Origin of the sequence: Arthrobacter vasquezii, from assembly GCF_029455255.1 — a bacterium.
In the GTDB taxonomy this organism is placed as follows: Bacteria; Actinomycetota; Actinomycetes; order Actinomycetales; family Micrococcaceae; genus Arthrobacter_D; species Arthrobacter_D parietis.
Genome location: NZ_JAROKN010000072.1, coordinates 1 through 13,084 on the forward strand (window position 1 = coordinate 1; position 13,084 = coordinate 13,084).

13 protein-coding genes and 1 pseudogene are annotated in these 13,084 nt (G+C 64.4%); 1 reads left to right on the forward strand and 13 read right to left on the reverse strand.

Features of this window, described 5'->3' with window-relative positions; genetic code table 11:
• Positions 1-463 (forward strand): annotated as a pseudogene (locus P4U43_RS16150) (A/G-specific adenine glycosylase); the annotation flags it as partial.
• 98 nt (positions 464-561) lie between these two features.
• Here the strand turns inward: P4U43_RS16150 and dhaM are convergent.
• The 13 genes from dhaM to P4U43_RS16215 form a co-directional block, all read right to left on the reverse strand.
• Positions 562-1,290, reverse strand: a complete 729-nt coding sequence (dhaM, locus tag P4U43_RS16155; protein WP_277359649.1) for a dihydroxyacetone kinase phosphoryl donor subunit DhaM — start codon at positions 1,288-1,290, stop codon at positions 562-564.
• Positions 1,287-1,925 (reverse strand): dihydroxyacetone kinase subunit DhaL, encoded by a 639-nt coding sequence (gene dhaL / locus P4U43_RS16160; RefSeq protein WP_277359650.1) that lies wholly within the window; start codon positions 1,923-1,925, stop codon positions 1,287-1,289. Before dhaL ends, dhaM begins: the two co-directional genes overlap by 4 nt.
• Positions 1,926-2,927 carry a dihydroxyacetone kinase subunit DhaK gene (gene dhaK / locus P4U43_RS16165; protein WP_277359651.1) on the reverse strand — a complete coding sequence of 334 codons (1,002 nt, stop codon included), beginning with the start codon at positions 2,925-2,927 and terminating at the stop codon, positions 1,926-1,928.
• A 177-nt stretch (positions 2,928-3,104) separates the two neighbouring features.
• Positions 3,105-3,278 (reverse strand): CsbD family protein, encoded by a 174-nt coding sequence (locus P4U43_RS16170; protein WP_056545784.1) that lies wholly within the window; start codon positions 3,276-3,278, stop codon positions 3,105-3,107.
• 111 nt (positions 3,279-3,389) lie between these two features.
• Positions 3,390-3,899, reverse strand: coding sequence for an amino-acid N-acetyltransferase (locus tag P4U43_RS16175; protein WP_277359652.1), 510 nt, complete (start codon positions 3,897-3,899; stop codon positions 3,390-3,392).
• A 29-nt stretch (positions 3,900-3,928) separates the two neighbouring features.
• On the reverse strand, positions 3,929-6,025 hold the full coding sequence (locus P4U43_RS16180; protein WP_277359653.1) for a S9 family peptidase: 2,097 nt from the start codon (positions 6,023-6,025) through the stop codon (positions 3,929-3,931).
• Positions 6,026-6,145: 120 nt separating this feature from the next.
• Positions 6,146-8,653 carry an ATP-dependent Clp protease ATP-binding subunit gene (locus P4U43_RS16185; RefSeq protein ID WP_277359654.1) on the reverse strand — a complete coding sequence of 836 codons (2,508 nt, stop codon included), beginning with the start codon at positions 8,651-8,653 and terminating at the stop codon, positions 6,146-6,148.
• 109 nt (positions 8,654-8,762) lie between these two features.
• Positions 8,763-9,086, reverse strand: coding sequence for a histone-like nucleoid-structuring protein Lsr2 (locus tag P4U43_RS16190; RefSeq protein WP_056545775.1), 324 nt, complete (start codon positions 9,084-9,086; stop codon positions 8,763-8,765).
• 95 nt (positions 9,087-9,181) lie between these two features.
• A complete protein-coding gene (locus P4U43_RS16195; RefSeq protein ID WP_277359655.1) occupies positions 9,182-9,367 on the reverse strand; it encodes a hypothetical protein in 186 nt (61 codons plus the stop codon).
• Positions 9,368-9,370: 3 nt separating this feature from the next.
• On the reverse strand, positions 9,371-10,825 hold the full coding sequence (gene lysS, locus P4U43_RS16200; RefSeq protein WP_277359659.1) for a lysine--tRNA ligase: 1,455 nt from the start codon (positions 10,823-10,825) through the stop codon (positions 9,371-9,373).
• Between the two features lie 70 nt (positions 10,826-10,895).
• On the reverse strand, positions 10,896-11,801 hold the full coding sequence (gene panC, locus P4U43_RS16205) for a pantoate--beta-alanine ligase (protein WP_277359656.1): 906 nt from the start codon (positions 11,799-11,801) through the stop codon (positions 10,896-10,898).
• Positions 11,798-12,736, reverse strand: coding sequence for a Rossmann-like and DUF2520 domain-containing protein (locus tag P4U43_RS16210; protein WP_277359657.1), 939 nt, complete (start codon positions 12,734-12,736; stop codon positions 11,798-11,800). The genes panC and P4U43_RS16210 overlap by 4 nt, the downstream gene beginning before the upstream one ends.
• A partial coding sequence (locus tag P4U43_RS16215) for a PH domain-containing protein (RefSeq protein WP_277359658.1) occupies positions 12,723-13,084 on the reverse strand: 362 nt, incomplete at its 5' end. The genes P4U43_RS16215 and P4U43_RS16210, both read right to left, overlap by 14 nt.

Sequence of the window (13,084 nt, forward strand, 5' to 3'; positions counted from 1 at the left end):
GCCGGCGCCGGCGCTGACGGCCGCTGAGATGAAGCGGGCTGCCACACTCCTGCCCGACGACGGTCCCGCCTCGGTCCGCTGGAACGCGGCTGTGATGGAGCTCGGTGCGCTGGTCTGCACTGCGCGGACGCCCTCCTGCGAGCAGTGTCCGGTCCTCGATCGGTGCGCCTGGGTGGCGGCCGGGAAACCCGCGCCGACGTACGTACCCAAGGGCCAGTCCTGGGCAGGAACGGACCGGCAGGTACGTGGCGCGATCATGCATGTGCTGCGGCATACGGACAGCCCCGTGCCGCTTCCACTCATCCGCGAGCGCCCCGTGGACCTGGCGCACGGCACCCCCGCGGCATTTGAGAAGCTGTATGGGTTGCATGCCCCGCTTGAGCAGCTCGAGCGAGCGCTCAACGGCCTCCTCGCGGATGGCCTGGCAGAGGAGACACCACGGGGATTGCAGCTCCCAGCCTGACCTCTCCTCGGAACTTCCTGGGCCCTCCTGGCGAACTTTTGCGCACCTCTGGCGACGTCGGCCCGCCCGGAAGTCACCGTAAGTGCCCAAAAGTTCCGCTAGAGCTCGCCGAACCCTGCCTTGACCTCACCGCCGATGTACTCGATGGCCTTCTGCGCCTCTGGGCCCGTGGCCTCAGCGCGGAGTTCCTTGCCCTCGCCCAGAGCGAGCGACATGAGCAGCATCACCGACTTGCCGTCCACGCCGTTGATGGTCACTTCGGCGTCCAGGTCCGTGAGCGCCCTTGCTATGACGGCCGCGGGCCGAGCGTGCAGGCCCATCTTGTTCGGCAGGGTCCAGGCGCCCGTCACCGCCGGCTCAGCAGCTGCTTCCAGCGGAGCTGAGGGACCGGGAGCCGCCGCCCCATGGGAGACGAACGGCTCAAGTGACTCAGGGTCGATGGAAACGACAGCACGCTCGGCAGCGGAAGCGACCTCGTCCACCGTGCCGCCGGACTCCGCCTGCACGGCCGCTGCCACCGCTCCTTCGACCAGGGCGGCTTGAGGCAGGCGGATCCTCGACCGGGTATCAGGGGGGAGGAATTCAAGTGTCATTTCTGCAGTCATGACTGCAGAACCGAGGTCGGTAAGGACCACGACGCCGTCGCCCTGCTCGGCTTCCTCAAGCGCCGACTGAACCTTCTCAAGACTGGTGCCGATGCGCGACGGGGAATCACTCGTACCGCCGGCGGCGGCTATCCGGACGTTGGGGGCCATCTGCGCGGCCAGCTCAATGACCCCCTCGGCGATTTTGCTGCTGTGCGAGACGATCACCAGGCCGACCGTCACTGTTGACGCCCTGCGGTGTCAGCTGCCGCCTGAAGAATCAGGGCCGAGGACTGCGCACCGGGGTCACGATGCCCGGCACTGCGCTCACCCAGGTAACTGGCCCTGCCTTTTCTGGCGATCAGCGGCTCTGTGGCGAGGGCACCGGCCTGGGCGGCATTGGCTGCAGCCTCAAGCACCTCCACGGCCGACGCCCCGGCCGACTGCGCCGTGCCGGCAGCCTCGACGGCGGGAGTCCACGCATCGATCATGGTCTTGTCCCCCGGCTCGGCCTTGCCGCGCGCCACCACGCCGTCGCGTGCTGCAGTTAGGAAGCCAACGACGGCGGCGGGATCGATCTCAGCTGCGTCACCCAGAGCTGTGGCCGCGCGGAGGAACGCGGTACCGTACAGCGGACCGGCCGCACCGCCAACGGTGGACATCAAAGTCATGGCAGTCAGCTTGAAGACCGCGCCGGGTGTTTCCTGCCCACCGGCGTCGAGCTTTGCCACCACCGCCGCGAACCCGCGCTGCATGTTCTCGCCGTGGTCCGCGTCCCCGATCGCCCGGTCCAACTCGATCAGCGCAGTACGGTGCTCAGTGAGGACCTGTGAGCACTCCCGGATCCAGGCTTCGGCCCATTGCGCAGTCAGCGCCATCTACACTCCCCATCGCAGGGCCGGCGTCCATACCGGCGTGTCCCAGAGTTCCACCATTTCATCGTCCAGCTTCAGCACCGAAATCGACGCTCCCTGCATCTCCAGCGCCGTGATGTAGTTGCCAACCAGGGAGCGCTCAACCGAGATGCCGCGCTCGGCAAGCACCTGACGCGCGCGCCGGTACACAATGTAAAGCTCACTGGCCGGCGTGCCGCCCATGCCGTTGACGAAGAGCAGCACGCGGTCACCGTCCGTCGCTTTGAGATCGGCGAGGATCGGCTCCAGGAGGCGGTCGGTTATTCCGTCCGCATTTTCCATGGCGATCTTGTGCCGGCCAGGTTCACCGTGAATCCCGATGCCGATCTCGATTTCTTCCTCGGTCAGATCGAAGCTGGGCACGCCGGCGTGCGGCACCGTGCAGGCAGAGAGCGCAACGCCCATGGAACGCACGTTGTCATTGACGCGCTGGGCAATCCCGGTGACGCCGTCGAGGGAATCACCGCGCTCGGCTGCTGCTCCGGCGATTCGTTCCACGAGCACCGTCCCGCCGACGCCGCGGCGGCCTGCGGTGTACAGCGAATCTTCCACAGCGACGTCGTCATTGATCAGGACCGACCGGACCTCCACGCCCTCGGCCTGCGCCATTTCGGCTGCGGTCTCGAAGTTGAGGACGTCGCCGGTGTAGTTTTTGACGATGTGCAGCACTCCTGCGCCGCCGTTCACGGCAAGTGTGGCGGGAATGATCTGATCGGGAGTAGGCGAGGTAAACACCGCGCCAGGGACCGCAGCATCAAGCATCCCGCGGCCCACGAACCCTGCGTGCAAAGGTTCATGACCGCTTCCGCCGCCCGAAACCAACCCCACCTTGCCCTGGACCGGAGCGTCTCTGCGGGTGATGAACAAGGGGTCCGGATGCACCTCAACCAGATCAGCGTGGGCAGCCCCGAACCCCTCAACGGATTCAGTTACCACTGCCTGCGGGTCATTGATCAGCTTCTTCATGCGAGTCTCCTTGGACGGTGATCGACTGCTGCAAAACCGGTTCGCCCTTGAACAGTACTCTGCGGCAGGGACGGTTGCCCAGACCCTTCATGCTGAAGCACCCGGATATGACTGTGGGAAGGACCCGGACGGTCCTTCCCACAGCTGGCGGCCTGATGCCGCCTACGTTTTTACCGGCTATTTCTTGAACGCGTCCTTGATGTTCTCGCCGGCATTCTTGAGGTCGGCCTTGCTCTGGTCCTTCTGGCCCTCGGCTTCCATGTCCTTGTTGCCAGTGGCCTTGCCCAGGCCTTCCTGAACCTTGCCGCCCAATTTCTCGGCGTTGTTCTGTGTCTTGTCGTCTGCACCCATGGCGTTCCGCCTTTCGTCGACGTTCCGTCCCCCTGTCAGGAGACTCACCTGGCGTTCACATACCAAGCATCCTTAGCTTATCGGCGCAGAACGCCGCTGGCTAGCTCACCGTCAGAGCGTACGGATCATCCTGGTATTGCCGAGGGTATTGGGCTTCACGCGTGCCAGGTCCAGAAATTCCGCTACGCCTTCGTCATGCGAACGCAGGAGTTCCGAATACACAACGGGATCCACTGCCGACTGGTCCGCCATCACACGGAACCCGTGGCGGCGGAAGAAGGCCTCTTCGAAGGTGAGGCAGAAAACCCGCTGCACACCGATAGCGCGCGCTTCCTCAAGCAGCGCATTGACGACGGCGGTGCCCACGCCCCTGCCCCGCGCCGCTGCGGCGGTGGCTAGCGTACGGATCTCCGCGAGATCCTCCCACATGACGTGGAGGGCTCCGCACCCCAGCACACCGCCGTCGTCATCTTCGGCGATTTTGAACTCCTGAAGGCCCTCATAGTAGGCGACCGTTTCCTTGGCAATCAGGATGCGCTCTTCCGCGAGCGGGGCCACCAGCTGCTTGATGATGGGCACGTCGGCGGTGGTTGCCCGGCGAATATGAAAGGACTGGCTCATTCAACCCAGTGTAGGGACCCGGACGTACCTCAGATTCCCAACTCCGGGGGAAGGTCCACCTTCTCGCCCAGCAGGTGACGGGCCAGGAAGTGCTCGACGACGGAGTACCAGATCTTCGCGTGCTGCGGCTTGAGGATCCAGTGGTTCTCATCCGGGAAGTACAGGAAGCGGTGCTCAGTCTCCCCGTCCGGCCCGGCAGGCAGCTGGGACTTGGACAGGAGCTCGTACCAGAGCCGCAAACCTTCGCCGATCGGGACGCGGTAATCCTTGTCACCGTGGATCACCAGCATCGGCGTGCTGATCTTCCCGACATGCGTGTGCGGGGAGTTCTCGAGCGCCATCTCGGCCGTCATCTCCTTCTCCCAGTAGAAAGAGGCATCGGTGGTGGGCCCGAATTGGTCCAGGGCCCACAGGCTGGCGTGCGTGACGATCGCATTGAACCGGTCCGTATGCCCGGCCACCCAGTTGGCCATGTACCCGCCGAACGAACCGCCCATCGCCGCCGTGCGGCTCTCATCGATGTCCGCACGCGCCACCACGGCATCCGTTGCGGCCATGAGGTCCGTGTAGGGCGCGTCTCCCCATGCGCCCCAGCCGCGTTCGATCATCTTCTGTCCGTAACCCGTGGAGAGGGCGGGGTCCGGCAGGAGGACGGCGTATCCCTGGGCGGCCAGCAGCCACGGCGACCAGCGCCAGGTCCACGCGTTCCAGGATCCGAGCGGGCCGCCGTGGATCCAGAGCAGCAACGGCGCGGGCGCAGATGCGCCGGCTCCTTCCGGCAGGACCAGATAGGACTTCACGGCGTGCCCGTCCGCGCCGACAGCCTCCACCCGCTCCAGCGTTCCCGGCAGCGGAGGGCGCTCACTCGGCGCCGGCAGCGGCGCAACAGTGCCCGTGGCAAGCTCAATGCGCACAGCCTCCGGCGGGAACTCGTAGGAACTGCGCAGCGCGTAGGCGGCCAAACCGTCAGGCGAAATAACGACGTCGGTGTAGGCAGCAGCATCCATCGTCACCTGCCGCACCTCGCCGCTGGCGACGTCAATAACGAAAACCGGCGCCGCGCCGTCGTCGTCCGCTGTGACCACCAGTGCGCTTCCATCCGGAAGCCAGGCGGCAGGAGCAGGCCAACGGTCCCATCCGGAGGCAAGGGGCGTCAGGGAACCTCCAGCGGCAGGAAGCAGCCCGAGCTCCACGTTCGGCGGTGTATCGGGGCCGGTGCGGTGCCGGACTACCACGACGGCGGTTGAGCTGTCCGGGCTGATAGGGCCTGCGTCGTAGTCATAATCGGGGTGTTCGAGGAGAACGGAGCGCTCCCCTGTGGCAGTGTCGACGCGCACCAGCACCGACCGCTGGTCCCCGCCTCCCACGGGTACGGTCTGCCCTGTGAGCAGGAACGTACCGTCCGGACTGAGGCGCGGGCTCGCGTTCCGGAGTGCGGAGCCAATTCCGCCGGTCACATTGCGGAGCGTGACGGAGGGCTCGTCGTCGAGCGTGATCTTGCCGGCTTCACCGGGCTTACCGGGCTCACCGGGCTCAATCAGGAAGTAGCGTGGCTCGGAGGGGCCAAGATCGGCATCCCAGTGACGAACCGGGTAGCCCGTGTGCAGAATTGCGGCAACACCGGCGTCCTTGCGGGCCTTGCGGCGTTCTCCGTCGTCCGATTCATCAGTTGATCCGGCCAGCACCTCAGCAACGACGACGGCGGCGTCTGCCTCCGCTGCAGCGAGGACCGATTGCACTCCTCCCGGGCGGGTGTGCACTACCCGGGCTTCGCCGCCGGCGGCCGGAAGCTTCCAGAGCGCTGGAATCGGTTCCTCCTCCGCGTTGTCCGGGTCCGGGCGGGCGGACGTGAAAAGGAGGTCGCCGCTCCTAAGGAAGGCGGCGCCCGATTCTCCCTTCGCGCTGCGGGTGATGCGCCGGGCCGGTTGGCGGCCGGATGGGTCCAGCTCCCACAGGGCGGAGGTGTAGGCAGTGCCCTTGGAGTTGAGGGTGGCCACGGAGGTAACCAGCCGGGTGCCGTCGGCGCTTAACGAAAGCCCACTCAAACGCGGTAGGGCGACGAAACGATCCAGGTCATGGAAGGCAGTGGTGTTCGCTGGGGTGGGCGAATCTGGTACGAGTGTCATGGAACATCTTTATCATCCGATGTGCTCCAGCTCACAACCCAGGGTAGTTCCGAATGCGCTTAAAAGAACCTGCCCGTATCGGCGGACCGATACGGGCAGGTGTGCTTGAGAGTCCCCGGTTTACTCGGGAACGACCGCCTCGATTGCCGCCGGCGAATCCTCGATCTCCTTGGGAGCACCATGCCCGACGAAGGTGAATTTTGCTTCGTCACCCTCGCCCTCGACGTCCACCGAGACGAGCTCTCCGGACTTGATCTCTCCGAAGAGAATCTTTTCGGAAAGCTGGTCTTCGATCTCGCGCTGCATGGTCCTGCGCAGCGGGCGTGCACCCATTGCCGGATCATAACCGCGGGTCGCGAGCAGCACCTTGGCCGCAGGTGTGAGTTCGATGCTCATACCCTTATCTGCCATCCGCTTGCTCAGGCGGTCGAGGAACAGATCCACGATCTGGACAATCTCGTCCTGGGTCAGCTGCGGGAACACCACGGTGTCATCCACACGGTTGAGGAACTCGGGGCGGAAGTGCTGCTTCAGCTCCTCCGTTACCTTCGCCTTGATGCGGGTGTAACCCGTGTTGGTGTCAGTGCCGGACTGGAAGCCCGTCATGACGCCCTTGGAGATGTCCCGGGTGCCGAGGTTGGTGGTCATGATGATGACGGTGTTCTTGAAGTCCACCACACGGCCCTGGCTGTCAGTCAGGCGGCCATCCTCGAGGATCTGCAGCAGCGAGTTGAAGAGATCGGCGTGAGCCTTCTCCACCTCGTCGAACAGGACAACGGAGAACGGACGGCGACGGACCTTTTCGGTAAGTTGACCGCCCTCTTCATAGCCCACGTATCCGGGGGGCGCACCGAAGAGCCGGGAGACGGTGTGCTTCTCCGAGTACTCCGACATGTCCAGTGTGATCAGCGCATCTTCATCTCCGAAGAGGAACTCAGCAAGCGCCTTGGCGAGCTCGGTCTTTCCAACGCCGGTGGGACCGGCGAAGATGAACGAACCGCCCGGACGCTTCGGATCCTTCAGGCCTGCACGGGTCCGGCGGATGGCCTGGGAGATTGCCTTGATGGCGTCATCCTGGCCGATGACCCGCTTGTGCAGTTCATCTTCCATCTTGAGCAGCCGCGAGGACTCTTCTTCGGTGAGCTTGAAGACGGGGATGCCGGTGGAGTTCGCGAGAACCTCGGCGATCAGTTCCTCGTCAACCTCGGCGATGTCATCGAGACCGCCTGACTTCCAGCGGCGCTCCTTGTCCATGCGCTCGTCATGAAGCTTCTGCTCACGATCTCGCAGGCGGGCTGCACCCTCGAAGTCCTGGGCGTCGATAGCGGATTCCTTCTCCCGCTTCACGGACGCGATGCGCTCATCGATTTCCTTGAGCTCCGGCGGAGCGGTCATGCGGCGGATTCGCAGCCGCGCTCCGGCTTCATCGATGAGGTCAATGGCCTTGTCCGGCAGGAACCGATCGGAGATGTACCGCTCGGCAAGGTTGGCAGCCGATGCCAGCGCGGCATCAGTGATGGAGACACGGTGGTGTGCCTCATAGCGGTCCCGGAGCCCCTTCAGGATTTCAATGGCATGTGCCACCGAAGGCTCCTGAACCTGGATTGGCTGGAAGCGGCGCTCAAGGGCCGCGTCCTTTTCGATGTGCTTGCGATATTCATCCAGCGTGGTGGCGCCGATGGTCTGAAGCTCTCCACGCGCCAGCATGGGCTTCAGGATGGACGCGGCGTCGATAGCGCCCTCTGCCGCGCCGGCACCAACGAGCGTGTGGATCTCATCGATGAACAGGATGATGTCGCCGCGTGTGCGGATCTCCTTCAGGACCTTCTTGAGGCGTTCCTCGAAGTCACCGCGGTAGCGGGATCCGGCAACCAGTGAGCCGAGGTCCAGAGTGTACAACTGCTTGTCCCGGATGGTCTCGGGTACATCTCCGCGGACAATCGCCTGAGCGAGGCCCTCGACGACGGCCGTCTTGCCGACGCCGGGCTCGCCGATGAGCACGGGGTTGTTCTTGGTGCGGCGGGAGAGGACCTGCATGACGCGTTCCATCTCGAGCTCGCGGCCGATGACCGGATCGAGCTTGCCCTCCCGGGCCGCCTGGGTGAGATTGCGTCCGAACTGGTCCAGTACGACGGACCCGGCAGGGGTGCCCTCCTGCTGCTGGCCACCTGATGCCACAGGTTCTTTGCCCTGGTACCCGGAAAGCAGTTGAATGACCTGCTGACGGACGCGGTTGAGGTCAGCGCCGAGCTTGACCAGAACCTGCGCGGCAACGCCCTCACCCTCACGAATGAGACCGAGCAGAATGTGCTCAGTGCCGATGTAGTTGTGGCCGAGCTGCAGTGCCTCGCGCAGAGACAGCTCCAGCACCTTCTTGGCACGCGGCGTGAAGGGGATGTGACCGGAAGGAGCCTGCTGGCCCTGCCCGATGATCTCCTGCACCTGCTCGCGCACAGCGCCGAGGGAAATGCTGAGCGACTCAAGCGCCTTTGCGGCGACACCCTCACCCTCATGAATTAGCCCAAGCAGAATGTGCTCGGTGCCGATGTAATTGTGGTTGAGCATGCGGGCCTCTTCCTGGGCCAGCACTACAACTCGACGGGCACGATCCGTAAATCTCTCAAACATGAGACACACTCCTAGCTAACGCGTAATTCGATGCTACGTGCCCACGGATGGCTTGTGGAGCGTGTTCGCCACAGGCGAGATAGGCCGGCGGGCCCCGCTCGGAGGTGCGCTAGCGCTGCGCAGCCCGGTATGCCTCGATGATCTCGGAATTGACGCGCCCCCGCGAAGAGACGTTGTAACCGTTTGCCTTTGCCCATTCGCGGATCTGCGCGGCTTCCTGATTGCGGGCGGCGGGTGCGCCCTGCCGCTGTTTACCCTGGCTCTCGCGCCTGGCGGAGGAGACATAGGTGGACAGCGCACTGCGCAGTTCCTCCGCGTGCACTGAGGAAAGATCAATTTCATACTGCGATCCGTCGAGGCCGAACCTTACGGTTTCATCTGCCTCACCGCCGTCGAGGTCGTCAATCAGAATAATTTTGACTTTCTGCGCCATAACAATCTCCTCAATCGGCCTATCGAGTATTCAAGAGACATTATCGTCCGCATTAAACCCAGACGTCAAAAGGGAGAAAATGATGATCAGGCTTTTTACTGCTTCCCGGGCGGCGCATCATCCGGCGACGGTGTCGGTTTTACTATTTCATTCTCCCTGTTGCGGCGTTCTGCGGATTCGGCCTCACGCTCGGCCCGGTCCGCGTTGAAGATCGACTTCATGACGAAGTAGAAGATGAGCCCAACGGCAAGGGAAGGCAGGAGAACAGCCAAATACTCCATGAATTAACCCAACTCCGGCTTCAACAGCGGGAATAGGATGGTTTCCCTTATTCCGGTGGAAGTGAAAAGCATGACGAGCCGGTCAATGCCCAGGCCGATCCCGCCCATCGGCGGTGCGCCGTATTCAAGGGCACGAAGGAAGTCTTCGTCCAATTGCATGGCTTCCTCGTCACCGGCAGCTGCCCGCCGTGACTGTTCGGTGAGGCGCTCCCTCTGGATGACGGGATCAATCAGTTCGGAAAACGCGGTTCCACGCTCCATGCCGCCGATGATGAGGTCCCATGCCTCAATCAGCTGCGGCTGGTCGCGGTGGGGACGGGCCAGGGGCTGCGCTGACGGCGGATAGTCATAAACGAACGTCGGCTGCACCAATGTCGGTTCGACAATCTCGCTGAAGAGTTCCAGGACAAGCTTTTCCGCGTCCCAGTCCAGGTCCACGGAAACCTCCTGTTCTTCAGCTACCGTCAACAACGTTTCCCTGTCAGTGTCCGGAGTGATAACACGTCCAACTGCCTCGGAGAGCCCCGGATAGACCCCGAGCCAGCGCCATTCGCCGTCCAGGTCAATGGTCCCGGCTCCGGATTCAATCTGGCGCGATCCAAGAAGGTCAGCACAATTCAGGATGATCTCCTTCATGCGGTCAGCCATCACGAACTGGTCAGCATAAGCCTCGTAGCACTCGAGCATCGTGAATTCGGGACTGTGCGTAGAGTCGACTCCCTCATTGCGGAAAATACGACCAATTTCATAAACGCGGTCGATTCCACCGACAACTGCCCGCTTCAGATAAAGCTCCAGCGCGATGCGAAGGGTCATCTTCTGATCAAAGGCATTCACGTGGGTCTCGAACGGCCGCGCGGTGGCGCCGCCATGGACCAGTTGGAGGATCGGCGTTTCCACCTCGATGTATTCATGCGAGTGAAGCGTCTCACGGATACTGCGGGTAATCATTGCCCGCGTCCGGACCATCTGGCGCGCTTCCTCGCGCACCAGCAGATCCACATAGCGCTGGCGGACTCGTGTCTCCTCGTTGACCCCGGCGTGCAGGGTGGGCAACGGGCGCAGCGCCTTCGACGCCATAGCCCAGCCCGTAGCCATCACCGACAGTTCGCCGCGGCGTGAACTGATGACTTCCCCCGAAACCTGCACGTGATCGCCCAGATCCACCGTTGACTTCCACTCCGCCAGGGGCTCCTCGCCGACGGCGGCGAGGCTCAGCATCGCCTGGAGACGGGTTCCGTCGCCCTCCTGGAGCGTCGCGAAGCACAATTTCCCGGTATTCCGGAGGAAGACTATCCGGCCAACCACGCTGACGTTCTCACCGGTTGAGTCACCGGCCTCGAGACCGGAGAAGCGGTCCCGGATCTCGCCCAGAGAAGACGTCCGCTCCGGCTTGACCGGATACGGCTCCTCACCGCGCTCCAGCAGGCGAGCGCGCTTTTCCATGCGGATGCGCATCTGCTCGTTGAATTCTTCGGTGGAGAGGGCTGGCTCAGTGGTCACGGTATCTAAGGTTACCGGTTCAGCCTTACGTGCCCGCCGGGTCCGCAAGCAGCGGTTGATTGTCAATGAGCCTGACGCTGCCCACCCTTGCGGCAATCAGCGCGAGCGCCTCCCCCGAGAAGGGAGTCTCGCGGCAGTTGAAGGCGAGCGGTTCCAAAGTATCCGGGTCCACCACCTCGAAATACTCCAGTTGCACGAGCGGCTGGCTTTCCACCAGTGCGACGGCGGATTCCAGGTCCAGCGGTTCGCAGCGGACAGCGCGCTCCGTCAGCAGGCGCAATGCGCGGGACAGGACAAGGGCGGCATCCGCCTCCTGTGCCGTCAGGAACCGGTTCCGGCTCGAGAGCGCCAGCCCTTCGGCAGACCGCACCGTGGGTACCGCACGGATGTCCGCCGTGAAGCTGAGGTCGCGCACCATCCGGCGGATCAGTGCCAGCTGCTGCGCGTCCTTCTGCCCGAAGTAGGCCCGATACGCGGCGTCGGCGGCGGGCCAGGCCAGATGCAGCAACTTGGCGACGACGGTGAGCATCCCGTCGAAGTGTCCCGGCCGGAATTCGCCCTCAAACCTTGCGCCGAGGCGTCCGGCGGAGAGCCGGACCAGCGGTTCGCCGCCCGGATACATTTCTTCCCGGGACGGCACGAAGACCAGGTCGACACCGTAGCCCCCAAGGATTTCCAGGTCCGCCTCCAGCGTTCGGGGGTACCGGTCAAGGTCTAGCGGGTCCCCGAACTGAAGAGGATTGACGAAGATGGTGGCAACAACGACGTCGTTCTCTGTCCGTGCAGCGCGGGCCAGCGCAGCGTGGCCCTCATGGAGGGCGCCCATAGTGGGGACGAGCCCCAGGCTGACGGGGCCGGGACCTGCCGCAGCCAGCTGTTCGGCGAGCGCAGCACGCAGCTCCGCCGCAGTAGTGAGAACCCGTGGCCTCATTCGCTTTCTTCCTTTTCGGGCCATGCCAGCGCCTCAGTGATTGCGCGTTCCTGCTCCGGGGACAGGAGCCCGCGTTCCAGTGCGCGGGAGGCAGTCACCGCGGCTAATCGCGTATAGGCACGGGAAATGTCTTCGGGCGCTTCGGCGAGGGCAGCGGCGTGCGCCGCGACCGTACCGGTGTCACCGCGTGCAACCGGCCCAGTGAGTGCCCCCTCGCCCGCGGCGAGCGCGTTCTCAAGGGAGGCACGCATCAGCGGCCCGAGCATTCGGTCCGGCCGCTCCACACCAATGCTGCCGAGCAACTGTGTTGACTGCGCAGCGAGGGTGACCAGGTGATTCGACGCGTGCGCAAGCGCCGCGTGGTACAGGACGCGGTCCTCTTCCTCGATGACCACCGGCTCAGCGCCCATCTCGACCACGAGTGCCTGCGCCACCGGGAGGACGGCGGTGGGCGCTGTGACACCGAACGTGCAGTCGGGCAGGCGCGTGAGGTCCAGGCTCATGCCGGTGAACGTCATCGCAGGGTGCAGCGCTAGCGGGATGGCGCCAAGCCTCCGCGCCGGGTCCAGAACGGCCGTTCCGTAGCGGCCCGACGTGTGCGCGACGAGCTGGCCGGGCTGCCAGGCACCTACGGCGGCCAGGCCGGAGACGAGATCCGGGAGGGCGTCGTCGGGCACTGCCAGCAGGACAAGCTCCGCCCGTTCCACGATCTGCTCGATCCCAAGCAGCGGGACCCCGGGCAGGAGGTTCTCGGCCCGTTCCCTGCTTGCTTCGGAGACAGCGGAAACTCCGACGACGGCGTGTTCGGCTGCACGCAGGGCAGCACCCAGAACGGCACCAACCCTGCCTGCGCCGATCACTCCGACGCCGAGCCGCCCGGGTTTCCGGCGGGGGCCTCCAGCGCCGGGACGGACCGGACGCTCAGGAACGTTCATGATGTGGACCTTCCAGGTATGAGGGCGGTGCCGGCATGACGGGTGCGTCGGCAGCCGCATCCGTCTCTTCCATCTGCTCCTGCACCGGGACGGGCCGCATCCACTGTTCGGGACCGCTGCGGCGTCGGGCATCGGCCGCCCGCCCGGCCTCTTCGGAGAACAGCCGCCAGGCGTCCACTTCAGGGATCTGCCGGACGCGGGGAGAGACCGGCCCGGGAGTGGTGTGCAGGATGAGGTCAGCCACCCCGAACCTGCGCGCCAGCGGGCCCTGGTGAAGGGCCAGGGACTGCGTGCGTTCATGCGGTACGACGGCGACCTGCCGCCACCACGCACCTGACCGGGCCAATA